Source organism: Rhizobium sp. 0TCS1.26 (genome assembly GCF_050455525.1).
In the GTDB taxonomy this organism is placed as follows: domain Bacteria; phylum Pseudomonadota; class Alphaproteobacteria; order Rhizobiales; family Rhizobiaceae; genus Neorhizobium.
Genome location: NZ_JBCIYV010000001.1, coordinates 134,949 through 159,778 on the forward strand (window position 1 = coordinate 134,949; position 24,830 = coordinate 159,778).

Here is a 24,830-nt window from a genome sequence, read left to right on the forward strand (position 1 = left end):
GCGATGCCTGCGCGCTGAGAGCAGGATTAGGCTCAGGATTTGCGCCGTCGAGCCCCGGATGGCAAGGCGTCGCTCTCAAGGAAGTGGATCAACCGTCGCATGTCCACAGATCATTTGGCCATTCGCGCCGCCTGCCTGGCGTTGTCGTTGCTGTTTCCGATCGCTGCGGCAGCGGAAGACGGGCCGATCCGTCCGTTCAAGGACGAGCTGTTCTCGCGCCAGGCCGTGCTGGAGACGCAGGACGGCGGCGCCTTCCAGGTGATCGACTACCAGGAACTGCGCGACATCAATAGCCGCGACGAGGAGCCCGAGCGGCGGGTTAAATCGCAGTATGTCGAAACGCGAGTGCGCCGCTACCAGGAGAACCAGACGCTGACGCTTGGCGGGCAGAGGCTCGACGTGACGCGTGTCGGCAAGCTGGAGAACGCCGCGTTCACCGTGATCTTCATCCATGGTCGCGGCGGCGATCGGCGGCTGGGCGCCAACGACTACACGTTCGGCGGCAACTTCAACCGGCTGAAGAACCTCGCGGTTCTGAACGGCGGCACCTATTACGCACCCTCGGTACGGTCCTTCGACCCGAATGGCGCAGCCGACATCGCGGCGCTGATCCGCCAGGCCTTCGAGCTGTCGATGGGCCGCCCGGTGATCCTCGCCTGCGCCTCGATGGGCGGTTTCGTCTGCCAGAGTGTATCGCGCGACAAGGAGGCGGTCCGCTACCTGAAGGGCCTCGTGATCCTCGGCGGGCCGCCGGATCCAGGCTTCCTGACGACGCCTGCCGCCCGCCTGAAGCTGCCGGTCTATTTCGCCCATGGCAGCGCCGACAGCGTCTATCCTGCCGAAAACCAGGTGGCGCTTTACAAGAAGATGATCGCCGCGCGCTACCCGGCGCGCATGAAGCTGTTCCAGACCGGCGGCCACGGCACCCCGATCCGCATGGCGGACTGGCGGGACATTCTGAATTTCATGCTGACCGCCCGCTAGAGCGGCAGGTCGCTGCCTTAACCATAGTTGGTGGCACGCGGATGGTTTTGCATACCAATTTTCGCCGTATCGGGCTAGAACGCCACCTCGTCAGGAGTTGAGGATGCCGATACGACGTCGCCCGGTCGCGAACCGGGCCGGGCTCGAACGGCAGGGAACTGGAAGGATTGCTGAGGGATGACGCCGGACATTCGACCGCTGGTGGCGGGAAACTGGAAGATGAACGGCACGCGCGCGTCGCTCGACCAGATCAAGGCGATTGCCGAGGGCGTCGATGGTCCGCTGGCGGAAAAGGTCGACAGCCTGCTCTGCCCGCCGGCAACGCTGCTCTACGTCGCGACCGCGCTGTCCACGGACAGTCCGCTGATGATCGGCGGCCAGGATTGCCACCAGAACGTCTCCGGCGCCCATACCGGTGACATCTCGGCAGAGATGATCGCCGATTGCTTCGGGACCTGCGTCATCGTCGGTCACTCGGAACGCCGCGTCGATCACGCCGAGACCGATCATCTGGTGCGGGTAAAAGCGGAGGCCGCCTATGCTGCGGACCTGACGGCAATCATCTGCATCGGCGAGACGGCCGACGAGCGCAAGGCCGGCCAGACGCTGGAGATCCTCAGGCGCCAGCTCGCCGGCTCTGTGCCGGATACGGCGGATGCCGAAAACACGGTGATCGCCTATGAGCCGATCTGGGCGATCGGAACCGGTGTCACGCCGACTGTCGAGGATGTCGAGGCGGCGCATACCTTCCTGCGCTCCGAACTCGTGACCCGCTTCGGCGCCGAAGGCCGCGGCGTGCGCATACTCTACGGCGGTTCGGTCAAGCCGAGCAATGCAGCCGAGCTGATGGCGGTCGCCAATGTCGACGGCGCGCTGATCGGCGGGGCGAGCTTGAAAGCCGCCGACTTCCTCGCCATCTACGGCGTATACGAAACGCTGACCGCCTAATTCGGCGGAAAGCGACGGCAAATCGCACTTGCCCCTTGGAATGCTGATCGGGCTCGGGTAAAGACCCGGCCAGACTGTTTGTGGATGCCGCCCGACCGGCGCGCAGGACTGGACTGATATGCAGACCGTATTGATCGTTATCCATCTCATGATCGTGCTGGCGCTCGTTGGCGTCGTGCTGATCCAGCGTTCCGAAGGCGGCGGGCTCGGCATCGGCGGCGGTTCCGGCTTCATGTCGGCACGCGGCACGGCGAATGCGCTGACCCGCACCACGGCGATCCTCGCGACGCTGTTCTTCATCACCTCGCTGACGCTCAGCATTCTTGGCCGCTACGAGTCGCGCCCGACCGATATTCTCGATCGGATCCCGGCGACCCAGCAGGGCCAGGGCAACGGCATTCTCGACTCGCTCGGCCCGGCGCCCGGCGCGCCCGCCACGAATGGCGCGGCTGCTCCGGCCACCAATGCGCCCGCTGCTCCGGCACCGGCCGATCCGACCGCTGTTCCGACCGGCCGGTAAGGTCGCGTTCCGATAAAACATCCGGCAGGCCGCAAGCCTGCCGGTTTTCTTTTGTGCAGATTTCAACAGCTTTGACGGACCGAAGTGAATTTTCGGCTGGTGGAATCGTTCGTTTGAAGGTATCCGGTGACTCCCATGGCGCGATATGTATTCATCACAGGCGGCGTGGTTTCTTCTCTTGGAAAAGGAATTGCGGCCGCAGCCCTCGGAGCCCTGCTACAGGCGAGAGGTTACCGGGTTCGGATCCGCAAGCTTGATCCCTACCTCAACGTCGATCCGGGCACCATGAGCCCGACCCAGCACGGCGAGGTGTTCGTCACCGACGACGGTGCCGAGACCGATCTGGACCTTGGCCACTACGAGCGCTTCACGGGGCGTTCGGCGACCAAGAGCGACAACATTACCACCGGCCGCATCTACAAGAACATCATCGACAAGGAACGCCGCGGCGACTACCTCGGCGCGACCGTCCAGGTCATTCCGCACGTCACCAACGAGATCAAGGATTTCGTCACCGAAGGCAATGACGAGTACGACTTCGTCATCTGCGAGATCGGCGGCACCGTCGGCGACATCGAGGCGATGCCCTTCGTCGAGGCCATCCGCCAACTCGGCAACGAACTACCGCGCGGCGCGGCCGTCTATCTGCACCTGACGCTGATGCCCTTCATTCCGGCAGCCGGAGAGCTGAAGACCAAGCCGACCCAGCATTCCGTCAAGGAACTGCAGGCCATGGGCATTGCGCCCGACATCCTCTTGGTGCGTGCCGACCGCGAAATCCCCGAGGCCGAGCGTCGCAAGCTGTCGCTCTTCTGCAACGTCCGTCCGTCGGCGGTCATCCAGGCGCTCGACGTTGCCAACATCTACGACGTGCCGATGGCCTACCACAAGGAAGGCCTCGATTCGGAAGTGCTGGCGGCATTCGGCATCGAACCGGCACCCAAGCCGCGTCTTGCCGCCTGGGAAGAGGTGTGCAGCCGCATCCACACGCCGGAAGGCGAAGTGACGATCGCCATTGTCGGCAAGTACACCGGCCTCAAGGATGCCTACAAGTCGCTGATCGAAGCGCTTCACCATGGCGGCATCGCCAACCACGTGAAGGTCAAGCTCGAGTGGATCGAGTCGGAAATCTTCGAGAAGGAAGACGCAGCTCCCTATCTTGAAAAGGTGCACGGCATCCTCGTTCCCGGCGGCTTCGGCGAACGTGGAGCGCAGGGCAAGATCAACGCCGCCCGCTTCGCCCGCGAGCACAACGTTCCCTATTTCGGCATCTGCTTCGGCATGCAGATGGCGGTGCTGGAAGCAGCCCGCAATCTTGCCGGCATCGAGGCTGCCTCGTCTACCGAGTTCGGTCCGTCGAAGGAGCCGGTCGTCGGCCTGATGACCGAATGGGTCAAGGGCAACGATCTGGAGAAGCGTTCGGCAAGCGGCGACCTTGGCGGCACCATGCGTCTGGGCGCCTACAAGGCGGCCCTGAAGCGCGACACGAAGATCGCCGAGATCTATGGATCGAGCGACATCTCCGAGCGTCACCGTCACCGCTACGAGGTGAACATCGATTACAAGCAGCGTCTCGAGGATTGCGGCCTGGTGTTCTCCGGCATGTCGCCGGACGGCCTGCTGCCGGAAACCATCGAGTATCCGGATCATCCGTGGTTCATCGGCGTCCAGTACCATCCGGAACTGAAGAGCCGTCCGCTCGATCCGCACCCGCTGTTCAAGAGCTTCATCGAGGCGGCCCTGGAGCAGAGCCGGCTCGTCTGAGCCTCCATCGCAGATCTGGCTGAAGGCCGTCCGCCGATCGCGGGCGGCCTTCAGTGCATCTGGCTACCCGAGTGGACCGTCGGCTTCGTCGCGTTCGCCGCGGCCCGTCACCACTGCATAGGCGGCAAGCGCCTTGTCTCTCGCCTCGGCATGATTGACCACCGGCCTCGGATAGGTCTCGCCCAGCAAGATGCCTGCCTTTTCGAGAACCGCCGCCGGCGCCTCGAACGGCCGGTGGATATACTTGTTTGGCAGCCGTTCCAGTTCCGGAACGAAGCGGCGGACATACTCCCCCTGCGGATCGAATTTTTCGCCCTGCAGGATCGGGTTGAACACCCGGAAGAACGGCGAGGCGTCTGCCCCTGAACCGGCGACCCATTGCCAGTTGGCGGCGTTCGACGCCGGATCCGCATCGACCAGCGTATCGCGGAACCAGGCCTCGCCCTTGCGCCAGTCGATCATCAGGTCCTTGATCATGAAGGAGGCCGTGATCATCCGCACCCGGTTGTGCATCACGCCGTACCGCCAGAGCTGGCGCATGCCGGCGTCGACGATTGGATAGCCGGTCCGGCCCTTCGTCCAGGCCTTAAACTGCACCTCGTCATAGGTCCAGGGAAAGGCGTCAAAACGGGCGTTCCAGTTCTTCCGGTCGAGGTCGGGGAACTCGACCAGCAGGTGGTAGCAGAACTCGCGCCAGGCGAGCTCCTTGCGGAAATGGATCACATTGCTGGACGCATGGATGCCGCGCGTCGCGTGCCAGATGCGTGCCGGCGAGATCTCGCCGAATGCCAGGTGCGGCGACAGGCTTGAGCTGGCATCGTCGAGTGCGGGAAAGTCGCGATCTTCTCTGTAGGTCTGTACCGGCCTTTCGAGAAAGGCCTCGAGCTTGTCATGCGCACCCGCTTCGCCCGGCTCCCAGAGCTCGTCGAATTCGGCGGCCCAGTTCGGCGCCGTCGGCAGCAGATCCCACGACGTCAGCGGCTCGGACTGCGGCAGCGTCTCGAGGGCAAGGATGTGGTCCGGCGCCTCCACCGGCTCGCGCGGTTCGCCGCTCCGTTCCAGCGCCTTCCAGAACGGCGAATAAACGCGGTAGGCGCCGCCGGAACCGGTGCGCGTCGTCTCCGGATCGTGCAGCAACTGACCCTTGAACCGCTTGATCTCCAGGCCCTGGCCGGAAAGCGCCTTGAGGATCTCGGCATCCTCCGCGTCGCGCTCATAGTGGCGGTTGAGGAAAACGGACTTGGCCTTCGTCTCCGCAGCCAGACTTGTTAGAACCGCCACGGGATCGCCGGAACGCAGGACCAGGCGGTTTCCCGCAGCCTCCAGCGATGCCCCGAACGCCGTCAGCGAATGGTGCAGCCACCAGCGCTGGGCGCCTCCGAGCGGGCCGATCTTGGCCGTTTCCGGCTCCCGCACATAGACGCAGACGACCGGCCGGCCGCTTTGCGCGGCAGCGGTCAGCGCGGCATTGTCGTCGAGGCGGAGATCCTTGCGGAACCAGAGGATGATGGCGGAGGATGGGTCCATGGATAAACGGCGCGCTCCCTGATTACTGAAGATCTGCCGTATGTTACGGCCGAGCGCCGGGCACGGATCACCCCTCGAAGGGACGGATGAGGATGATCGGGCAGGGCGCTCCCGCCGGCAGTTCCAGCGCCTGCGGAGGACGCAGGATCAGGCAGTCTGAGGTAGCGAAGATCTTCATCATCGACGAATCCTGCTTGCCGAAGCTGTGCGCCACCAACCGTCCTTCGCTGTCACGCGATAGCCGCGCCCGCAGGTAATCCTGGCGGTGGTCGTTGGCCGAAAGTGGCGTGGCGGTGATCGCCTCGGCCATCCGGTCCGGCGGCTGCCGATGCCCGAGCCTTGCCACCAGCGGCTCCAGGAACAGCGTGCCGCAGACGAGGCTGGCGACAGGATTGCCGGGCAGGCCGAGCACCTGCATGGCGCCCAGCGAACCGACCATCAGCGGTTTGCCGGGGCGCATGGCGATGCGCCAGAAATCCAGCGCCATACCCTTTGCCTTGAGGCTGGACTGGACCAGATCGTGGTCGCCGACGGAGGCGCCACCCAGCGTCACCAGCACGTCCGCCTTCGCAGCGAGCGCCCGGTCGACCGCCGTCTCGATCAGGTCTGCGCGATCGGCGACGATGCCGAGATCCAGCACGCTTCCGCCGGCGGCCTCGATCAGCGCGGCGATGCCAAATGTGTTGGAGGCGATGATCTGGTCGGCCTGCGGCACCTGGCCGGCCTCGACGAGTTCGTCGCCGGTCGCAAGCACCGCCACCAGCGGCCTCCGGTAGACGGCAAGCTTTGGATGGTTCATCGCTGCGCAGACCGTCACATGCGCGTAGTCGAGGCGCGTGCCGGCTGACAGCACCGTCTCGCCCTCGGCAAAATCCTGGCCGCGCGGCCGGATGTGGCGCCCTTTGGTGACGGTAAAACGGGTGCGGATGCGGCCGCCGTCCAAAACCTCGGCGTCTTCCTGGATCAGCACGGCATCTGCGCCGTCCGGCACCGGCGCACCGGTAAAGATGCGCACCGTCTCGCCCGGCCCCACCGTTCCGACAAAGGCGTGGCCGGCCGCCGCGTGGCCGATCACCGTAAGTTCGGCGCCGATCTCAGGCGCGTCCTGCGTGCGCAGAGCGTAGCCATCCATGGCGGAGGAATTAAAGGGTGGCTGGGTGAGGCGGGCGGCGATATCTTCGGCAAGCACCCGGCCGGCCGCCTGGCGCAGCGGCACCACCTCTTGGTCCGTCACCGGCCTTGCGGCATCGAGCAGACGGGCAAGGGCTTCCGAGACGGGCAGGAGATCTGTGCTTTTCATCATCAGTCCTGCGGGCGGCGCCAATCGCCTGATTTGCCGCCGGTCTTCTGGACGAGGCGGATGCCGTCGATCTGCATGCCCTTGTCGGCCGCCTTGGCCATATCGTAGATCGTCAGGCAGGCAACGGAAACGGCGGTCAGCGCTTCCATCTCGACGCCGGTCTTGCCGGTGAGCTTCGTCGTTGCTTCGACGCGCAGGCCCGGCAGCGCATGATCCTCGGTGATCTCGACGGTCACCTTGGTCAGCATCAGCGGATGGCAGAGCGGAATGAGGTTCGCCGTCTGCTTGGCCGCCATGATGCCGGCCAGCCGTGCCGTTCCGATCACGTCGCCCTTCTTGGCATTGCCCGCCAGGATTAGCGACAGCGTTTCCGGCAGCATGCGCACGAAACCCTCGGCGGTGGCGATGCGAACCGTCTCCGACTTGTCGCCGACATCGACCATATGGGCCTCACCGGAGGCTCCGATATGGGTGAGGCGGGGTCCGTCGCTCATCATTCGGCTGCCTGGCTGGCGGTGTCTCCCGACAGCAGCGTCCGCGTCGCCGCAGCCACGTCGTTCTGCCGCATCAGGCTTTCGCCGACGAGGAACGAGGTGATGCCGCAGGCCTGCAGCCGCTGGCAATCGGCATGCGTGAAGATGCCGCTCTCGCCGACGAGGTGGCGGTCGGCCGGAACCAGACCGGCCAGAGCCTCGCTCGTCGCCAGGCTGAGTTCGAAGGTCCGCAGGTTGCGGTTGTTGATGCCGATCATCGGGGACGCGAGCCTCAGCGCCCGCTCGGTCTCCTCCGCATCGTGGACCTCGATCAGCACGTCCATTCCGAGCCCGAACGCTTCGTCTTCCAGGCGTCTCGCATCGTCATCGGTCAGGGCCGCCATGATCAGCAGAATGCAATCGGCGCCCCAGGCGCGCGCTTCGTGCACCTGATAGGTGTCGAACATGAAGTCCTTGCGCAGTGCCGGCAGGTGGCAGGCCGTGCGGGAAGCGGTCAGGAATTCCGGCGCGCCCTGGAAGCTCGGGCTGTCGGTGAGCACGGAAAGACATGCGGCACCGCCCGCTTCATAGGCCTTTGCCAGTGCCGGCGGATCGAAATCGGGGCGGATCAGCCCCTTCGACGGGCTTGCCTTCTTGATCTCGGCGATCAGGCCCAGCCGGCCTTCCGACTTCTTCGCCTGCAGCGCCTTGAGGAAGCCGCGCGGCGGCGTCTGGTCGGCCGCCATCGCCTTCAGGTCCGCAAGCGGCACGCTGGCCTTGGCGGCCTCGATTTCCAGCAGCTTGTAGGCTTCGATCTTTTTCAGGATGTCGGTCATCACTCTCACTTAGTCTCGTTGGAGACGGCGACAAGCCTGTCGAGCACCAGGGCTGCCTGGCCGCTGTCGAGCGCGGCGGAGGCAAGCGCCATGCCCTCCATCACGTCGGCGGCCTTGCCGGCGATCACCAGCGAGGCGGCGGCGTTGCAGAGCGATATGTCGCGGTAGGCGTTGCGGTTGCCGGACAGCACGCCGCGTAAAGCCCGCGCATTGGCCTCGCCGTCGCCACCCTTCAACTCGTCGATCGTCGCACGCCGGACGCCAAAATCCTCGGGCGTCAGCTCGAAGCTGCGGATCGCGCCGCCCTCGAGCGCCGTCACATGCGTGACGCCGGTCGTGGTGATCTCGTCCATCCCGTCGCCGTGCACGACCCAGATGGTTTCCGAGCCAAGATCGCGCATCACCTCGGCGATAGGCTGCAGCCAGCGGGGCGAGAAGACGCCGAGCAGCTGCTTCCTGGCGCCGGCCGGGTTGGACAGCGGGCCGAGCAGATTGAAGATCGTCCGTGTTCCGAGTTCCACGCGGCTCGGTCCGACATGGCGCATGGCCGCGTGGTGGACCTGGGCGAACATGAAGCCGATGCCGGCCTCGCGGATGCAGCGGCCGATCAGCTCCGGCGATATGTCCAGCTTGACGCCCAGCGCCGTCAGCGCATCGGCGGTCCCGGATTTGGAGCTGAGCGCGCGGTTGCCGTGCTTGGCGACCGGCACGCCGGCGCCTGCCACGATCAGCGCTGCAAGCGTCGAGATGTTGTAGGTGCCGAGACCGTCGCCGCCGGTGCCCACAATGTCCATGACGCCGGCAGGGGCGTCGACCGGCACCATCTTGGCCCGCATGGTCGCAACCGCACCGGCGATCTCCTCGACGCTCTCACCGCGCACCCGCAGCGCCATCAGAAAGCCGCCGATCTGCGACGGGGTCGCCTGGCCGGACATCAGGATGTCGAACGCGTCGCGCGCCTGGTCGCGGCTCAGCGGCTCGCCATTCGCCACCTTGGCGATGAATGGTTTCAAGTCCGGCATCGGCACTTCCCCCTATGGGCCCTCAGCGCGCCATGGCCTGGTCGGCAAGCGCCTGGTTGATCGACACGCCGTAGCTCTTCTGCAACTGGCTGACCATCTGGTCCAGCATGTCGTCACCGGCAGCCTTGGCCACCTGCTGGATCTGCTGGTCGCCGGCATCCTGTCCCTCTGCCGGCGTGTGGGCAACGCTGCTGACATGCATCAGCAGGCGACTTTCGCCATCCGCTCCGAGCGCTGCGGCATTGACGCCCTCCGGCCCCGAGAATGCGACCTTGACAGTCTCCGGTCCGAAGATGGCGTCGCTGTCCTGGCGGTGCAGGCCGGTCTTGGTCTCGACGGTCAGGCCGAGTTCCCCGGCGATCGTCGCGAGCGTTTCGCCCTTGTCCAGCCGCGCCTTCAGCTCTTCCGCCTTGGCGGCAAGCGCCGTGCGCTGCTGATCGGCGATCCAGTCGGCGGTCGCCTTCTCGCGCACCTCGGCAAGCGGACGCTCGCGCTCCGGAATGATCTCGCGGACGTCGAACCAGACGTAGCCGTCATTGCCGAGGCTGACCGGCAGCGTCTCGGCGCCGGTATCGGTGCGGAATACTTCCGGCAGCAGGTTGGCGGCCTTCGGAAGATCGGCGATCGGCGTGTTCTTGTCGTCGTTGCCGCTGCGGTCGCTGGTGATGGTCACCGACTTCAGCTTCAGCTGCGACGCGGCTTCCTCCAGCGACGAGCCGGAACCGCGCAGATCCTCGAACCGGTCGTGGACCGACTGCACGTCCTGTGCAGCGGCACTCAGCGCCAGGGTCTTGCGGATCTCTTCCTTCATCTCGTCGAAGGAACGGGTTGTCTCCGGCCGCACATTGGTGACGCGCAGCACCACAGGCCCAAAGGCGCCTTCGACCACCGGGGTGACGCCACCCTGTGGGCCGAGCGCGAAAGCGGCGTTGGCGACGGCAGGATCGGGCAGCTGATCCCTTGTAAAATCGCCGAGCATGACGTCTGCCGGCTGCTTGCCCTGGTCGGCAACCAGCTGGTCGAAGGTCAGCTGGCGTTCCTTCATCTGGGCGAGCGCCGCATCCGCCATCTCCTTGTTGGGGAAGGCGAGCTGTTCGATCGTGCGGGTTTCCGGCGTGCGGTAGGTATCCTTGCGGCGGTCATATTCGGCGCGCACCTGCTCCTCACCGACCGTCGTCGTATCCGCGACATCCGTCGGCTGCAGGGTCACATAGGCGAAGCGGCGCTGTTCCGGCGCCCGGTAGCGGTTCTTGACGCCCTGGAACCAGGCCGCCAGCACGTCTTCCGTCGGTGCCTTGATCGGGTCGATATTGGCGTTCGACAGCAGGATGTAGTCGAGGTCGCGGCTTTCGTCGCGGTAGAGCTTCAGCGCGTCGATCATCACCTTCGGCGGCTGGAAGCCATCCGAAACGGCATCGACGATCTGGCTGCGGACGGCAACCTTGCTGCGCTCGCTGATATAGTCTTCTTCGCGGATGCCGGCATTGCGCAGGCGGGCGCTGAACAGCTGGCGGTCGAACTTGCCGTCATTGCCGCGGAACGCCGGATCTTCGGCGATCAGGTTCGCCAGGCGATCCTGCGACAGGCCGAGCCGCATGTTCTGCGACAGCTGGTCAAGCGCTGCACCGGCGGCAAGCTGCGAATATGCCTGCTGCTCGATGCCGAAGGCGCGCGCCTGTTCCGATGTCAGCTGCGTGCCGAACTGCCGGCTGATCGCCGCAAGCTGGCGCTGGTAGGCGAGGCGGAATTCTTCCGGAGAGACTTTCTGGTCGCCAACGGTCATCACCGATGTACTGCTGGGGCCGACGAGCGATGCAGAAACGCCCCAGACGGCGAACGATACCACCAGCAGCAGGAGAAGCAGTTTCGCAGCCCAGCTGCGGGCGGCGTTTCTGAGGGAATCAAGCATCGATCGACATTACCTTGCAAAGGGCGCTGAAAGCCGCCTCCGGCGGGTTTGAAGGACTGTCTCTAGAACAAACTGCGCCGGAAATGAAGGCATGCGCCTCCAAGAAATGCGCCCAGCCTATCACGCCTGCGGCAGAGCGGCCGAAAGCTTGGCGATGAGGCTCTGCGCATCCTTCGGCGCGCGCACTTTCGCATCATTGTCGAAGTAGAGATAGACGTCGCGGCCGCTCTTGCGGTGGGGAAGGCGCGTCGTCACGTGCGGCGCGTCCTCCGGGTCGTCGCCATCGGCCCAGGTGGCCACCAACCTGGCCCACCGATCGAGAGCGTCGTCCGCGTAGCCACTCGCGTAGAGTTCCTCCGATCCGTGCAGGCGGCAGTAGACGAAGTCGGACGTCAGGTCGGCGAGCAGCGGCCACTCCACGGTGTCGGCCACCACCAGCGCCACCTTGTAGCGCCGCAGGAGTGCGATGAACCTGTTGTCGCGAAAACTGTCGCTGCGGATCTCGACGGCGTGCCGGATGGGCCGGTCCTCCTCCACGTCGAGGAAGGCCGGCGCCCGCAGACGCTGGTCGTGACGGGCACCCAGTTCGGCAGCCTCTCTCTGTGTCTTCGGCAACAGCGCCAGGAACGCCTCGAACAGATCGGCGTCGAAACTTCGCCGCGCCGGAAACTGCCACAGCATCGGACCGAGCTTGCGGCCGAGGCGCAGCGGCCCGGAGGCAAGGAAGTTGGCGAGCGGCACCTCCACGTCACGCAGACCCTTCATATGGGTGATGAATTTTGGTCCCTTCACCGCAAACTCGAACGTGTCCGGCGTCTGGGCCTGCCAGTCACCGAAATTTTGCGGCGTCTGCATGCGGTAGAAGCTGCCGTTGATCTCGATCGACCGAAATCTCTCTGCGGCAAATCGGAGTTCATCCGCATGCCGCAGTTTCGGCGGGTAGAACACGCCGCGCCAGCCGGCATAGCTCCAGCCGGAGATGCCGATGCGGATCTTCGCCCCGGGCGTCCGGTCGGTGCTGAGTGCGCCGGCCGTGATCAGATCAGCGTGCCCCATGCCGGGTTCCACTCGACACCCTCCGAGAGTTCGACGAAAATCGGTCGACCGGCGGGATCGCGGTTCTTGTTGTCGGCCATGCGGAACGCATCGTCCGGCTCCATCTCCTCGCCGGGAAAGATCGTGTCTTCGCCGCCGCGCTCGGCGACCTTGCGGATGTAGCCGCGGATCTCTCCGCCCGAATGGTAGAAGCGGATCACCAGCGCGCCCGGAGCCGGCTCGCCGCCATGGTATCGGTAGTAGGTCTGCATGCTGCCTCCTCTTGGGGTCGGAACGTCACTGTCGTCGATGTTTTGACGCGCAGAAGGGGCAAAAAGTTCCCGGCGCTACTGCACTGCCACGCATTAGATGCTATGCAGGCTCGACGAACGAAAGAAGAACATGACGAAGAGAGCCGGCAGCGCCGATCTACCCCTGCATGGCGGGCGCGTACCCGCATGGCTCGGCCAGCGCATGACCCGGCTCGGCGCTCTGATCACCGAGGCGATCGTCCAGCACTACGGGCGCGACGAATTCCTGCGGCGCGTCGCGCATCCTTTCTGGTTCCAGTCGTTCGGCGCAGTGATGGGCATGGACTGGCACTCGTCCGGCATCACCACCAGCGTCATCGGCGCCCTGAAGCGCGGCCTGACGCCGATGGCCGGAGAACTCGGCATTCATGTCTGCGGCGGGCGTGGCCTGCAGTCGCGCAGGACGCCGGACGAGCTGATGGCGATCGGCAACCGTGTCGGCTTCGACGGTGCTGCGATGGCGCGCACCAGCCGGCTCGTTGCCAAAGTCGACAGTGCCGCCGTGCAGGATGGCTTCGATCTCTACCTGCACGGCTTCATCATCACCGACGATGGGCGCTGGGTCGTGGTGCAGCAGGGCATGAATGGCGAGCTCCGGCAGGCGCGCCGCTACCACTGGATGTCCGAGGGCATGACCAGCTTCCTCGATTCGCCGCATGCGGCAATCGAGGGGCGCGGGCAGGGGGACATCGTCAATCTTGCGGATCATCGCGCCGCCCCTTCGCGCAATGGACAGCTGGACCTGCTGGGCACTTTGGGGCCGGACCGGATCGTTGAGGAGATTGCCACGCTGCGGCAGATACCGGCCCTGCCGGCAGCCCAGCCGATGCTGCCGCACCTGGTCATGCCGGATCATCACGACGTCCGCGAGAAGGATGTCAACATGCGGCGCCTCCACGGCGCTCTTGCAGCGGCGGCCGATCGCGGGCCACAGGATTTTCAGGACCTGCTGCTGACGCCGGGGGTCGGGGCTCGGACGGTCGAGGCCCTGGCGCTGGTGGCCGAAGTCGTGCACGGCGCGCCATGCCGCTTCTCCGATCCCGCCCGTCATTCCCTGGCGCATGGCGGCAAGGACCGCCACCCGTTCCCGGTGCCGCTGAAGGTTTACGACGAGACCATCAAGGTGATGAAGTCGGCCGTATCGAAAGGCCGGCTGGGGCGCGACGAGGAGTTGCAGGCGCTGAAAAGGCTGGACGATCAGAGCCGCATGATGGAGCGCTACGTCACCGGCCCAGACCTCAAGGAATATGTTGCCGGCGAGTTCCGCCGCTCGGCAGAATTCGCCGGGCGAAGCGTCTTCGGCTGGGAAGAAGACCTGCAGAAGGCGCCGGCAAGTCTTACGCGGAAGACGGGTTGACGGCCGGAGTGACGGCGCCGCCATGGCTGTCCTCAGCGTTGGCCTTGCGCCGTTTGGCCGCCCGGAAAACCGCCTCGCCGATCAGCGAGATCGGCAGCGCGATGAAGAACGGGATGAAGAAGTAGATCACCCGGAAGGCGACCAGCGCGCCGATCGAGGCCTGGTCTCCCATGACGTGGCGCACCGTCACTTCCAGAACGCCCAAGCCTCCCGGCGCGTGCGTCACCAGGATCGCAATGTTGCCCATCACGAAGGCGGTCGCCGCCTTGAGAAAGCTGACGTTCTCGGTCGCCTGCATCAACTCCATCAGGCAGGCCGAGACGACGGCGAAGTTCAGCGTGCCGATGACAATTTGGGCGATCGCGATCGGCACCGTCGGCATCTGGAAGGTCCAGCCGCGGATCTTCAGCGGCGTGCGCAGGAAGGCGGCAAGCGCCACATAGCCGACCGCCGCGATCAGGCAGCAGACGCCGATGATCATCACTGCCGACGGCCCGATGCGCAGGATCGCCGACGTGTCGGTCGGGTTGAGAACCATGACGATCCCGGCCAGAACCAGGAGCCCGAGGCCGACCGTCACGCCGGAGAGCAGCACGATCTTCGCGACGTCCTCCGTCGACATGCCCCAATGGGCATAATAGCGGTAGCGGATGGCGCCGCTGCTCAGCCCGGCAAGGCCGATGCTCTGGCCAAGCCCAAGCGCGACGAACGAGGCAAGCGCGATCTTCGGGTAGGGCAGGTCGTTCTTCACGTAGCGCACGCCCGCCCAGTCGAAGCCGGTGAGGCAGATGTAGGAGACCGCGCAGTAGAAGAAGGCGAGGCTGAGGTTCCAGGCCGGGATCGCCCGGACCGAATCGACGATCTCCTTCCAGGTGAACTGGCTGAGCCCGACATAGAGCAGGTAGCCGGCAAGCCCGAAGCCGAAGATCATCGTGCCGTAGGTGAAGAGCTTCTTGCGGCCGCTCATCGACGGGACGTCGCGCGAGAGTGGTGAAGCTCGTTGCAGATTGTCGCTCGGAGCAAGGGTTGAAGCGCGAAAGTCATGGGGTCATCACCGTCCACCTGGGATTTTCGCCGACAACGGCAGGATCCCCAATTGGTTCCGCGTCGGTCTCCCAGCGTCCGGAACGGCGTCCGCCGGCGCGAAGGCCGGCGGACGTGTCGTTCGATCGAGCGCTATAGGGAGCGGTGCTCAGTCCTCGTTGGCGGCCATCTGCGACAGCACGGCACCACGGCCGCGGGCACGCATGATCAGCGGCAGGATCAGCGCCAGTGCCGCAAGGATCAGCAGTACGGCGGCGATCGGCGAGGTGAACAGCACCGACGGATCGCCCTGGCTGATGGCGAGCGCCCGGCGCAGCTGCTGCTCGGCGAGAGGGCCCAGGATCAGGCCAACGACCACCGGCGCGATCGGATAGCCGAAGACGCGCATGACATAGCCGAGGATACCGAAGGCCAGCAGCATGCCGAGCTCGAACACCGACGGGTTGGCGCCGATCGTTCCAAGCGTCGCAAACAGCAGGATGCCGGCATAGAGCCACGGCTTGGGGATTGCCAGCAGCTTCACCCACAGGCCGACGAGCGGCAGGTTGAGGATCAGCAGCATGGCGTTGGCGATCAGCAGCGAGGCGATCAGGCCCCAGACGAGCTGCGGATTGGTAGCAAACAGCAGCGGGCCCGGCTGCAGGCCGAACTGCTGGAAGCCGGCCAGCATGATCGCGGCGGTTGCGGACGTCGGCAGGCCGAGCGTCAGCAGCGGCACCAGCGTTCCGGCGGCCGATGCGTTGTTGGCGGCTTCCGGGCCGGCAACGCCTTCGATCGCGCCATGGCCGAACTCTTCCGGATGCTTCGACAGCCGCTTTTCGGCCGCATAGGAGAGGAAGGTGCCGATCTCAGCGCCACCGGCCGGCATCGCGCCGATCGGGAAGCCGAACAGCGTGCCGCGCAGCCAGGGCTTCCACGAGCGCTTCCAGTCTTCCTTGGTCATCCACACCGAGCCCTTGATGGCCTCGATGGTTTCCGGGCCGGTCTTGCCCTGTGCGGCGATGAACAGCGTCTCGCCAATGGCGAACATGGCGACGGCAAGTGTCGTCACCTCGATGCCGTCGAGCAGGTCCGGCACGCCGAACGACAGGCGTGCCTGGCCGGTCAGCTGGTCGATGCCGATCGTCGACAGCGCAAGGCCGATGAACAGCGCGGTCAGGCCGCGCAGCGTCGAATCGCCGAATGCCGAGGAGACGGTGACGAAGGCGAGCACCATTAGCGCAAAATATTCGCGCGGGCCAAACACCAGCGCCAGCCTGACGATGTAGGGGGCGATGAAGGCGAGCGCCAGCGTCGCGATGAGACCTGCCACGAACGAGCCGATGGCAGCGGTCGCCAGCGCCGGGCCGCCGCGTCCGGCGCGGGCCATCTTGTTGCCTTCGAGCGCGGTGACGATCGACGCGCTTTCGCCCGGTGTGTTGAGCAGGATCGACGTGGTCGAGCCGCCATACATGCCGCCGTAATAGATGCCGGCGAACATGATCAGCGAGCCCGCCGGATCGAGCTGGTAGGTGACCGGCAGCAGCAGGGCGACGGTGAGCGCCGGGCCGATGCCTGGCAGGACGCCGACGACAGTGCCGAGCGTCACGCCGATCAGCGCGTAGAACAGGTTCATCGGCTGCATTGCGACAGCGATGCCCTGAAGAAGGAATTCGAAAGTGCCCATGATCCGACTTTCTAGACGAACAGCTGTTCGAGCGGTCCCGCAGGCAGGGACAGATTGAGGAGCTGGGTGAAGATCAGCCAGACGATCAGACAGAAGACGACGCCGATCGGGAAGGAGATCCAAAGCTTGCGGCGGCCGAAGCCGGCAGCGGTCGCGGCAAACAGCGCGCCTGTGGCGATCGAGAAGCCGGCGGTGTTGAGCAGCAGCATCTGCGCCGCAAGTCCGCCCACGACCCAGACGACGGGGCCGATTTCCTGCTTCTCACGCGCGGGGAAATCGCGGCGGATGCCGGCAAAAACGGTCCAGATGGCGAGCACCACGAGCACGGCTGCAATCACGTCGGGGATTGTTGCCGGTCCGATGCCGGAATATCCACCCATCGAGCGCAGGTGCGAGACGTCCCAGAAGATGACGCCGGCGATGACGAGAAGTACGGCTGCAATCGCAAACGCCGCCCAATCCGGGCGGCGCGCGTCAGCCTTCGGCTGCTGATCGAGGTTCATTTAACCAGTCCAATGTCCTTCAGGATGGTCTCCGTCGCGGCGACGTCCTTGGCGAGCTGTTCTTCGAAGGCCGGGCCGGCGAGGTAGGTATCCTGCCAGTTCTTGGTCTTCAGCGTTTCCTGCCAGGTGGCAGACTTGGCCAGCTTCTCGACATCGGCGGAAACGGCGGCCTTCTGCTCCGGCGTCAGGCCGGGGGCTGCGGCAACCATGCGCCAGTTCTGCAGAACCACGTCGAGGCCGGATTCCTTGAGCGTCGGTGCGTCGACGCCTTCGATGCGCTGTTCGCTGGACACGGCGAGCAGGCGCAGCGTGCCCGACTTCACCTGCGATTCGAATTCGCCGTAGCTGGAAATGCCGGCGGTAACCTGGCTGCCGAGGATGGCTGCAAGGGCTTCGCCGCCGCCCGAATAGGCGATGTAGTTGATCTTCGTCGGATCGACGCCGGCTGCCTTGGCAATCAGGCCGACGCCGATGTGGTCGGTGCCGCCTGCAGAACCGCCGCCCCAGGATACCGCGCCCGGATCCTTCTTCAGCGCTTCGACCAGCTGGCCGATGTTCTGGATTTCCGAAGACGCCGGAACGACGATGGCTTCGTACTCACCGGTCAGGCGGGCGATCGGCGTGACGTCCTTGAGCGAGACCGGCGACTTGTTGGTGAGGATCGCGCCGACCATGACGTAGCCGCCGACGATGAGCGCGTTCGGGTTACCCTTCTGCTGGCTGGCAAACTGGGCAAGGCCAATCGTGCCGCCGGCGCCGGTGACGTTGACGACCTGCACGCGGCCGGCAATCTTTTCCTTCTGCATGTCGGTCTGCAGCGAGCGGGCGGTCTGGTCCCAGCCGCCGCCCGGGCTTGCCGGCGCCATGATCGTGTAGTCTGCGGCGAAGGCCGGCAGGGCCATGGCAGCCGAGATCAGCGATGCGAGAAATACGTGTTTCAAGGGTCTGTCCTCCATTGGCGTCTTCGACGCGCGTCTGTTCGTCTTGCAGGGGAGGGACCTGTCTTGCCGGCCCGCTGTCGCGGCCGGCCCTGCCTCTCCCATGTGCTTCGGTGCGCCTCCACGCGAGCCCGAATAGCCTCAAGCCACCATATTATGCTGACATCTAGCTGACGCATCCACATTGGCCGATAATGAAGCGCCGCGCCAGCCTATTGCAGGCGCAGGACCTCGTTCCACCGGGCAATCAGCCGCGACCGTTTCACCTGGTCCAGATACACCATCAGGCCGGGGCTTACAGGCACCGGTTTCAGCTGGCCGCCCAGCGTTTCGCGCATCGCGTCGGCCGTGTTGCCGACCGAAACGTCAGGGCTGACCGCGGGGATCTGCAGCTCCTCGGTGAGGATCGTCTGGCCTTGCTTGGACATGAAGAATTCGAGGAAACGCCGGCCGAGCTCGGGTGATCGCGCCGCCTGCGGCACCAGCCCGATTCGCGACATGACGACCGTGTAGTCCTTCGGCAGGACGATGCCGATATCGCTGTGCTTGGACGCCCAGTCGGCGGCGTAGGAGCCGAGAATGTTGTAGCCGAGCAGGAACCGGCCGTCGGCGATCCGCTCGAGGATCGCCTGGCTGGTCGAGTAGAGCTTGACGCCTGAGGCGCCCATCGCCCGCACCACCGACCAGATGTCGCCGAACTGTTCCTGGTCGCGCGACATGAACAGGAAGCCGACGCCGGAGCGCTCGATATCGTAGGTGCCGATGCGGCCGAACACCGAATCGCCCTGCTCCTGAAGGTAGCGTACAAGCTCGGCGCGGCTGGCCGGCGGCGGCTGATCGGCAAAACTCGGCTTGTGGTAGACGAATACGGCCGGCTCGAAGGTCAGTGCATAGGCGGTATCGCGCCAGTTCGCCCAGGCCGGCCAGCTGGCACTGAGCGGCAGGCGGCTCTGCTGCGCGTAGCCGTCATTGGCAAGCTTCACCTGCAGGTCCATTGCCGAGGAAAAGGCGAAGTCGGCGGTTTTCTGGCCGGCATCGGTCTCGCTGACGATCCGGTCGTAGATCTCGCCGGTCAGCATTTCCTCGTAACGAAGCGCAATGGTCGGGTTGGCGCGCTGGAAGGCATCGAGCATTGGCCGCGCCAGCGGTTCGTCGAGCGACGAATAGACCAGCAACTGCTGGCCCGGCTGCCCGCCGTCGACGGCCGGATAGTCGATCGCCTCCGCACCGGCAGGGGATGCCAGTGCGACACACAGGCAAAGGATGGCGATCCGCAACGTCATGCCCACATGATGCCCGACCGCCTCTTGCGGCACAAGCCGGAAGCCCGTGGACACCAGCAATTGCGGATGACAGCCGGGCGTTTCGCCCGTATTCTCCGCCGCAAACGGGGGCGATCTTTCTTGCGTATCTTGCTGGTCGAGGACAACGGCACGCTTGCCGACGGCTTGTCGGCCATCCTGCGTGGCAGCGGCTATGCGGTCGATGTTGTCGCCGACGGGCTTTCGGCGGAAGCCGTGACCGCCGCGCAGAACTTCGACCTCATCATTCTCGACCTCAACCTGCCGGAGATGGACGGGCTCGACGTGCTGCGCTCGATCCGCGCCCGGCAGAACCAGTCGGCGGTGATGATCCTGACCGCGCGCGGCGCGCCGGAGGAACGGGTGAGGGGGCTGGACCTCGGAGCCGACGATTACCTGACCAAGCCGTTCGACATCTCCGAGCTTGAAGCCCGCATCCGCGTTCTCCTGCGCCGCCAGGCCGGCCTGCGATCGTCGCGCGTCGAGTTCGGCGGGCTGACCTTCGACCTCAATTCGCGCACCTTTTCGTCCGGCGGACGGCCGATCGACTTTCCGGCGCGCGAGTTGGCGCTGCTGGAACTGCTGTTCCTGCGCGCCGGCAAGGTGGTCGCCAAGGATGCCATCATCGGTTCGCTGACCGGCTTCGATGACGACCTGTCGGCCAATGCCATCGAGCAGTATGTCAGCCGCCTGCGCAAGCGGCTGCTGTCGCACGGGCTGACCGTGAAGACGGCGCGCGGCATCGGCTACTATCTCGATACCATCGCCGTGGACGCATGAGCAGCGTTTCCCGGTCTCTGCGCGGACGGCTGCTGGCCTGGCTTCTGGCCGGCACGGCCGTGCTCGGCACGCTGGCGCTGCTGGACACCTGGCGCGAGGCGCAGCAGACCGCCAATTCCGTCTCCGACCGGGTCCTGGCTGGTTCGGCGCTGGCGATCGCCGAACGTGTCGTGGTGGCGGAAAACGGTGCGCTGCAGGTGGACATCCCCTATGTCGCGCTGGAGATGCTGACGTCCGCGGCGCAGGATCGGGTCTTCTACAGGGTGGATGGTCCGCCCGGCACCTTCATCACCGGCTACCAGTCTCTGCCGGCCTTGCCGCGCCGGGAAGGCCAGTCCACCGCCTTCGACAACGCCACGTTTCGGGGCGAACCGATCCGCGTCGCAACGCTTGCCCGCTCCGCCTCGACCGGCGTGTCGTCGGTGCCGTTCACGGTTACCGTCGCCGAGACGACGATCGCCCGCCGCCAGCTGGCGCGCTCGATCCTCATCCATTCCGCCGCGCGGCTGGGACTGATGATGCTTGGCGCCGCAGCGATCGTCTGGATCGCCGTGTCCTTCTCGCTGCGGCCGCTCTACCGTCTGAGCGGCGCGATCGGCCGGCGCAATCCCGACGATCTGCAGCCGATCGGCGAGCACGTGCCGAGCGAAGTGGAGGGGCTCGTGGAGACGGTCAATTCCTTCATGGTGCGGCTGCAGTCGTCGCTGGACGCGCTGCGCCATTTCACCGGCAATGCCAGCCATCAGCTGCGCACGCCGCTTGCCGTGGTGCGAACCCAGCTGGCTCTCGCGGCGCGCGCCGACCGGCCGGAGGTCGCGTCGCTTTCGATCGAACGCGCCGATCAGGCCGTCGCCCATATCGAGCGGGTACTGGCGCAGCTGCTGCTGATGTCGCGGCTGGATGCCGAATCGCGGGCCGCCCGCTCGGCCATGCAGGCGGTCGATCTCGGACGCCTGGCGCAGGAGGTTACCGCCGAGCACGTGCCGCCGGCTGCCGAAGTCGGCATCGATCTCGGTTACGACGGCGAAGACAGCGCCATTGTGCGCGGCGAGCCGCTGCTGCTGACGGAACTGATGAAGAACCTCCTGTCGAACGCCTTTCTCTATGCGGGCAAGGGCGCGGAGGTCACGGTCCGGGTCGTCGAACGGCAGGGCCGGGTGGTTGTCGAGGTAGAGGATGACGGGCCGGGCATTGCACCGGAAAAGCGCGCCGATGTCATGCTGCGCTTCGATCGCGGCAGCCGCCGCGAAGGGCCGGGAACTGGTCTCGGTCTGCCGATCGTCCAGGAGATCGCCGCCCTGCATGGCGGCGGCGTCGGGCTCGAGACAGGCCGCAACGGGCGCGGCCTGAAGGTATGCATCGAGTTTCCGCGTCCGGCGGCAGATACCGCCTGACGGGATGGCGTGAAATTCAGTGAAGGGTTTCGCGGGCGACGTCTTCCTGCAGCAGGCGCAGCGCGTCGTCGAGTGCCTGGACCAGGATATCGGTCAGCTGATCGGCGTCGTTGTCTTCCAAAAAGAGCGCGATCGCGCTGTCCTGCAGGTCCATCTGCGTGTCCATGTCATTCATGTCATAGCCCCTTCTCGCCGCGTCCAATCCGGCTCACGCAGGGAGATCTAGACCTCCTTGCTTGCGCAAAGCTTGGCGCCGATTGCTCGGTGCAAAGCGCGTGACGCGATCCGCCGGCCTCCTGTTCCAGGACAGGTCATGCCGTCGCCAAACCAACGGCTTTGTCCCCGGACGGTTCCGCCACCTGCACCGAAATGAAACAATGCCGGTGACAGGCAGCGCCGGACATCGCCTCTTGCGACACGAAGGTCAATGGTGCGCGTCGAACATGGACATATTGAGTCGAGGATGAGGATAGGGACGGCCGACTGCTGGGAGACCAGCCATGATGGCGCGGTGTGACGCGGGCGTCAGTGGCGTGGCGGGATCCGATTGCCGATGTGGAGCGGCGCAAGTGGCGGCGCCTCGATGAACCCGGCCCAGTCGGGACCGTCGCCAAGCCGGTCAGCAGCCACGACAGGCTGACATGCAGGACGCCGGCGAGCATGCTCAGCCGATTGGCTCCGGGTTCGGCCTGGTCGTTTTCCCAGTAGCGCAGCGTGTCGGCCTCGACGCCGATTTTTCGCGCGACCTCTTCTAAGGTCAGGCCAACGGTGTCGCGGGCAAGCGAGATGCGCCCGCCAAGAGTATCGTCGCTGGCGTTGCCACGCGTGAAGATTGCTTCCATGACGGAAATCCTCCTTGTTGACGCCGAAGCATGAACCATGTGCTCGAATAAGAGCGGTCGCATGGCGACCGGTCGTGTCGGTTTGGCTCGCTCGTTTCGCTTTTTGCTCGACGGGCGCAGGCGACGCTATCCTGCCAACGGCGCGGGTTCCTGCAAGTCCGGGTACTGGATCGGGCGGCAAGTCGTCTATGCCTCGGGTTGCCGGCTTCTCGACGGAGACACTGCGGCGACAACCGTCTGGCAGATGCAGCGAAAATCGGCTAGGCAGGCATCGGAGAGCAGCATGGGTGGACAATGAACAACGTCATCAAGTTCCAGAAGCCGAAACCGGTCAAGCCGCCGCGCCAGACGCCGCCATGGCTGCGCCGGGTCGCGATCGGTCTCGTCACGCTCGCGGCGTTCGCGGCGGTCTGGGTATATTTCCAGATGACACAGTCGACGGTGACGCCCGGTCCGTGATCGCTTGAGGTCACGAAGCGATCCGTCACGGTCGCGCTTGCTGTTGGGGCTTGGTCATCAGGCAAGGGGCGACGAGACACAGGGCTTGAGGCGAGTTGCGCGTTCTTCCCAAGTCGCACGTCATCCTTGAGCCCATCCCCAACCGAACAAAGATCAGATAACAGAGATTATGGAACAGAGGTGTGGCTCAGACTGCGATTGGTTCCACTTGGTCCGTCCGATTGCTGTCCTCTGACAATGCCATTCTCTTCTGTGGATCACAGATGCATTCGATGATCGTATCGACGACCCGGTCTGCCGACATCGAGGCGTCGATCCGGTGCCAGGAAACAACGCCAATCTCTGCTTCCAGCTGTTTTGCCAACACCGTCACATCGGCATCCGACGAACTTCCGCGACGGGCTTCGATCCGGCGCTCGAGGTCCGTTCGCGGTGCATCGAGCCAGATGCCGTGGAAGTGTGCATTCCCGCTGGCATGTTCGATGAGCGCCCGATCCTCGGGCTTGGCAAAGACGGCGTCCGCGACCACGGAGCTTTCTTGGCCGACAATGAGCTGCGTGCGTCGCGCCATCTCGCTGTAGATGCGCTGCGACGCCTCCGCAGTGTATGCGGCGGCCGGCAGCCGGGTTTCTGCTCGCGCTCCATGCAGCGCCTTGCGAACGCGGTCACTTTCGACGAGGCGCGCGCCTGGCGCCACACCCAGCTTCGGCGCCAGGCGGTCCGCGACGGTCGATTTCCCCGTCCCGCTCAGTCCGCCGATTGCGATCAGGTGTGGCGGCTTTTCATCCAACAGCGCATTTGCCAGTTGAAAATACCGTTTCGCCTCGTCGGACAATCTCGTGACGTCCTGAACCGGTTCCTCGGCCTGGGTCGCCGTCACATGCGCGCGCACCGCAGCCCGGATCGCCATGAAGAATGGCAGCAGGCAGAAACCTTCGTCGTCGCCGGTTTCATCGAGGTAGCGGTTGGCGATGAGATTGGCGAAGTCGGCAAAGCCGCGATGCCACAGGTCCATCAGAAGGAATGCCAGATCATAGAGCACATCGATGGTGGCAATCCGCGCGTTGAACTCGATGCAGTCGAACAGGCACGGCCGGTCATCGAGGAGACAGATATTGCGAAGATGCAGGTCACCATGGCAGCGGCGCACCCTGCCCTCCTGCGCGCGCCGGTCGAGCAAGGAGGAATGGCGACCGAGCAAACCACGCAGTCGCTCGTCAAACGTTGCAACGTCGGCGGAGGCGAAAACGTGGCTGGTGGCGAAACCCGCCGCGTTGATTGCCAGCACTGCGGCAATATTGTCGGCCCCGCCGCCGGCGCAAACCACCGGTGCCGTGGCGTGGTAACCGGCGATCATGCGGGCCGTTTCCGTCAGCAGCGCGGGCGTCAGCCTGCCGGAAGTGGCCATGCGATCGAAAAGCTGCGCCTGATCAAACCGCTTCATCTCGACGACCGCTTCCACCAAAGGACCACTACCGTCAATCTCCAGGCCGCCATCAGCGCTGCGCGTGATGCGGCGCAAGCCGATGTAGAGCCCTGGCGCAGTCTCGCTGTTCAAGGAGATCTCCTTGCGACAAGCCTCCGCGCGGATCGCCGCGGTCGAAAAATCCACATAGGGAAGTTGCAGTGCCTTCTTCATCTTGTAGGCCTTGTTGCCGACAAGAAAGATGACCGAGATGTGTGTTTCGATCCGCTCGACAGGCCCGCAGATTCCATAGGTTGCCGGGTTGCTCAGGAGATCGATGGTGCTCCGTTGATCCTCTGTCTCCACCATAGCTTCCTTTCCATCGTCACTGGCGCCGTCAGCCGAGCTCTCTGGGCCTGAAAGTCTGGCGGCGACTTCGAGACATGCTGTCACAGGGGTCGTCGCGAGGCATTGCGCTGCATCAAGGCGCGTGGCCGAGCACTGGGCGAAAC

24 protein-coding genes are annotated in these 24,830 nt (G+C 65.1%); 8 read left to right on the plus strand and 16 right to left on the minus strand.

The features are described from left to right. The first annotated feature begins 99 nt into the window (after positions 1-99). From AAIH46_RS00725 to AAIH46_RS00740, 4 genes are all read left to right on the plus strand, one after another. Positions 100-984 (plus strand): alpha/beta hydrolase, encoded by an 885-nt coding sequence (locus AAIH46_RS00725; protein WP_430303586.1) that lies wholly within the window; start codon positions 100-102, stop codon positions 982-984. 177 nt (positions 985-1,161) lie between these two features. After that, a complete protein-coding gene (gene tpiA / locus AAIH46_RS00730) occupies positions 1,162-1,932 on the plus strand; it encodes a triose-phosphate isomerase (RefSeq protein ID WP_430303587.1) in 771 nt (256 codons plus the stop codon). A gap of 118 nt (positions 1,933-2,050) precedes the next feature. Then, complete coding sequence (gene secG, locus AAIH46_RS00735) at positions 2,051-2,452, plus strand: preprotein translocase subunit SecG (protein ID WP_430303588.1); 402 nt, start codon at positions 2,051-2,053, stop codon at positions 2,450-2,452. A gap of 126 nt (positions 2,453-2,578) precedes the next feature. Next, positions 2,579-4,216 carry a CTP synthase gene (locus tag AAIH46_RS00740; RefSeq protein ID WP_430303589.1) on the plus strand — a complete coding sequence of 546 codons (1,638 nt, stop codon included), beginning with the start codon at positions 2,579-2,581 and terminating at the stop codon, positions 4,214-4,216. Positions 4,217-4,279: 63 nt separating this feature from the next. Here the strand turns inward: AAIH46_RS00740 and AAIH46_RS00745 are convergent, their stop codons facing one another. The 8 genes from AAIH46_RS00745 to AAIH46_RS00780 all read right to left on the minus strand — a co-directional run bounded on the left by AAIH46_RS00745 (position 4,280) and on the right by AAIH46_RS00780 (position 12,590). After that, on the minus strand, positions 4,280-5,743 hold the full coding sequence (locus tag AAIH46_RS00745; RefSeq protein ID WP_430303590.1) for a cryptochrome/photolyase family protein: 1,464 nt from the start codon (positions 5,741-5,743) through the stop codon (positions 4,280-4,282). A 67-nt stretch (positions 5,744-5,810) separates the two neighbouring features. Further along, positions 5,811-7,043, minus strand: a complete 1,233-nt coding sequence (locus AAIH46_RS00750) for a molybdopterin molybdotransferase MoeA (protein ID WP_430303591.1) — start codon at positions 7,041-7,043, stop codon at positions 5,811-5,813. Positions 7,044-7,045: 2 nt separating this feature from the next. Then, the gene (moaC, locus tag AAIH46_RS00755) at positions 7,046-7,537 is read right to left on the minus strand and encodes a cyclic pyranopterin monophosphate synthase MoaC (RefSeq protein WP_430303592.1); all 492 of its coding nucleotides are present in this window, start codon (positions 7,535-7,537) and stop codon (positions 7,046-7,048) included. Beyond that, complete coding sequence (gene trpC, locus AAIH46_RS00760; protein WP_430303593.1) at positions 7,537-8,352, minus strand: indole-3-glycerol phosphate synthase TrpC; 816 nt, start codon at positions 8,350-8,352, stop codon at positions 7,537-7,539. Before trpC ends, moaC begins: the two co-directional genes overlap by 1 nt. Positions 8,353-8,357: 5 nt before the next feature. Next, on the minus strand, positions 8,358-9,374 hold the full coding sequence (gene trpD, locus AAIH46_RS00765; protein WP_430303594.1) for an anthranilate phosphoribosyltransferase: 1,017 nt from the start codon (positions 9,372-9,374) through the stop codon (positions 8,358-8,360). Positions 9,375-9,396: 22 nt separating this feature from the next. Next, positions 9,397-11,283 (minus strand): SurA N-terminal domain-containing protein, encoded by a 1,887-nt coding sequence (locus AAIH46_RS00770; protein WP_430303595.1) that lies wholly within the window; start codon positions 11,281-11,283, stop codon positions 9,397-9,399. A gap of 120 nt (positions 11,284-11,403) precedes the next feature. Beyond that, positions 11,404-12,339, minus strand: coding sequence for a DUF72 domain-containing protein (locus tag AAIH46_RS00775; protein WP_430303596.1), 936 nt, complete (start codon positions 12,337-12,339; stop codon positions 11,404-11,406). Next, on the minus strand, positions 12,321-12,590 hold the full coding sequence (locus tag AAIH46_RS00780; protein ID WP_430303597.1) for a hypothetical protein: 270 nt from the start codon (positions 12,588-12,590) through the stop codon (positions 12,321-12,323). The genes AAIH46_RS00775 and AAIH46_RS00780 overlap by 19 nt, the downstream gene beginning before the upstream one ends. A 130-nt stretch (positions 12,591-12,720) precedes the next feature. Here AAIH46_RS00780 and AAIH46_RS00785 point away from each other — a divergent pair, with 130 nt between their 5' ends. Further along, the gene (locus AAIH46_RS00785) at positions 12,721-13,986 is read left to right on the plus strand and encodes a DUF763 domain-containing protein (RefSeq protein ID WP_430303598.1); all 1,266 of its coding nucleotides are present in this window, start codon (positions 12,721-12,723) and stop codon (positions 13,984-13,986) included. Here AAIH46_RS00785 and AAIH46_RS00790 read toward each other — a convergent pair. The 5 genes from AAIH46_RS00790 to AAIH46_RS00810 all read right to left on the minus strand — a co-directional run bounded on the left by AAIH46_RS00790 (position 13,967) and on the right by AAIH46_RS00810 (position 19,420). Continuing rightward, positions 13,967-14,953: a lysylphosphatidylglycerol synthase transmembrane domain-containing protein gene (locus AAIH46_RS00790; RefSeq protein WP_430303599.1), complete on the minus strand. Its 987-nt coding sequence runs from the start codon at positions 14,951-14,953 to the stop codon at positions 13,967-13,969. The two genes, AAIH46_RS00785 and AAIH46_RS00790, sit on opposite strands and share 20 nt — an antisense overlap. 225 nt (positions 14,954-15,178) lie before the next feature. Then, positions 15,179-16,696 (minus strand): tripartite tricarboxylate transporter permease, encoded by a 1,518-nt coding sequence (locus tag AAIH46_RS00795; RefSeq protein ID WP_430303600.1) that lies wholly within the window; start codon positions 16,694-16,696, stop codon positions 15,179-15,181. Between the two features lie 11 nt (positions 16,697-16,707). Beyond that, the gene (locus AAIH46_RS00800; protein WP_430303601.1) at positions 16,708-17,199 is read right to left on the minus strand and encodes a tripartite tricarboxylate transporter TctB family protein; all 492 of its coding nucleotides are present in this window, start codon (positions 17,197-17,199) and stop codon (positions 16,708-16,710) included. Next, on the minus strand, positions 17,196-18,140 hold the full coding sequence (locus AAIH46_RS00805) for a Bug family tripartite tricarboxylate transporter substrate binding protein (RefSeq protein ID WP_430303602.1): 945 nt from the start codon (positions 18,138-18,140) through the stop codon (positions 17,196-17,198). Before AAIH46_RS00805 ends, AAIH46_RS00800 begins: the two co-directional genes overlap by 4 nt. A 209-nt stretch (positions 18,141-18,349) precedes the next feature. Next, the gene (locus tag AAIH46_RS00810) at positions 18,350-19,420 is read right to left on the minus strand and encodes an ABC transporter substrate-binding protein (protein WP_430303603.1); all 1,071 of its coding nucleotides are present in this window, start codon (positions 19,418-19,420) and stop codon (positions 18,350-18,352) included. A gap of 120 nt (positions 19,421-19,540) precedes the next feature. Between AAIH46_RS00810 and AAIH46_RS00815 the strand changes: the two genes are divergently transcribed. Next, entirely contained in the window at positions 19,541-20,218 is a 678-nt protein-coding gene (locus tag AAIH46_RS00815) for a response regulator transcription factor (protein ID WP_430303604.1), read from the plus strand. Continuing rightward, on the plus strand, positions 20,215-21,612 hold the full coding sequence (locus AAIH46_RS00820) for a sensor histidine kinase N-terminal domain-containing protein (RefSeq protein ID WP_430303605.1): 1,398 nt from the start codon (positions 20,215-20,217) through the stop codon (positions 21,610-21,612). The genes AAIH46_RS00815 and AAIH46_RS00820 overlap by 4 nt, the downstream gene beginning before the upstream one ends. A 16-nt stretch (positions 21,613-21,628) precedes the next feature. On the opposite strand, the gene AAIH46_RS00825 is transcribed toward AAIH46_RS00820, so the two are convergent. Then, positions 21,629-21,787, minus strand: a complete 159-nt coding sequence (locus AAIH46_RS00825; protein ID WP_430303606.1) for a hypothetical protein — start codon at positions 21,785-21,787, stop codon at positions 21,629-21,631. A gap of 136 nt (positions 21,788-21,923) precedes the next feature. Further along, positions 21,924-22,454 carry a helix-turn-helix domain-containing protein gene (locus AAIH46_RS00830; protein WP_430303607.1) on the minus strand — a complete coding sequence of 177 codons (531 nt, stop codon included), beginning with the start codon at positions 22,452-22,454 and terminating at the stop codon, positions 21,924-21,926. A 294-nt stretch (positions 22,455-22,748) separates the two neighbouring features. On the opposite strand from AAIH46_RS00830, the gene AAIH46_RS00835 reads away from it, so the two are divergent. Next, positions 22,749-22,913 carry a hypothetical protein gene (locus tag AAIH46_RS00835; protein ID WP_430303608.1) on the plus strand — a complete coding sequence of 55 codons (165 nt, stop codon included), beginning with the start codon at positions 22,749-22,751 and terminating at the stop codon, positions 22,911-22,913. Between the two features lie 187 nt (positions 22,914-23,100). On the opposite strand, the gene AAIH46_RS00840 is transcribed toward AAIH46_RS00835, so the two are convergent. Continuing rightward, on the minus strand, positions 23,101-24,687 hold the full coding sequence (locus AAIH46_RS00840; protein WP_430303609.1) for an AAA family ATPase: 1,587 nt from the start codon (positions 24,685-24,687) through the stop codon (positions 23,101-23,103). Positions 24,688-24,830 lie beyond the last annotated feature (143 nt).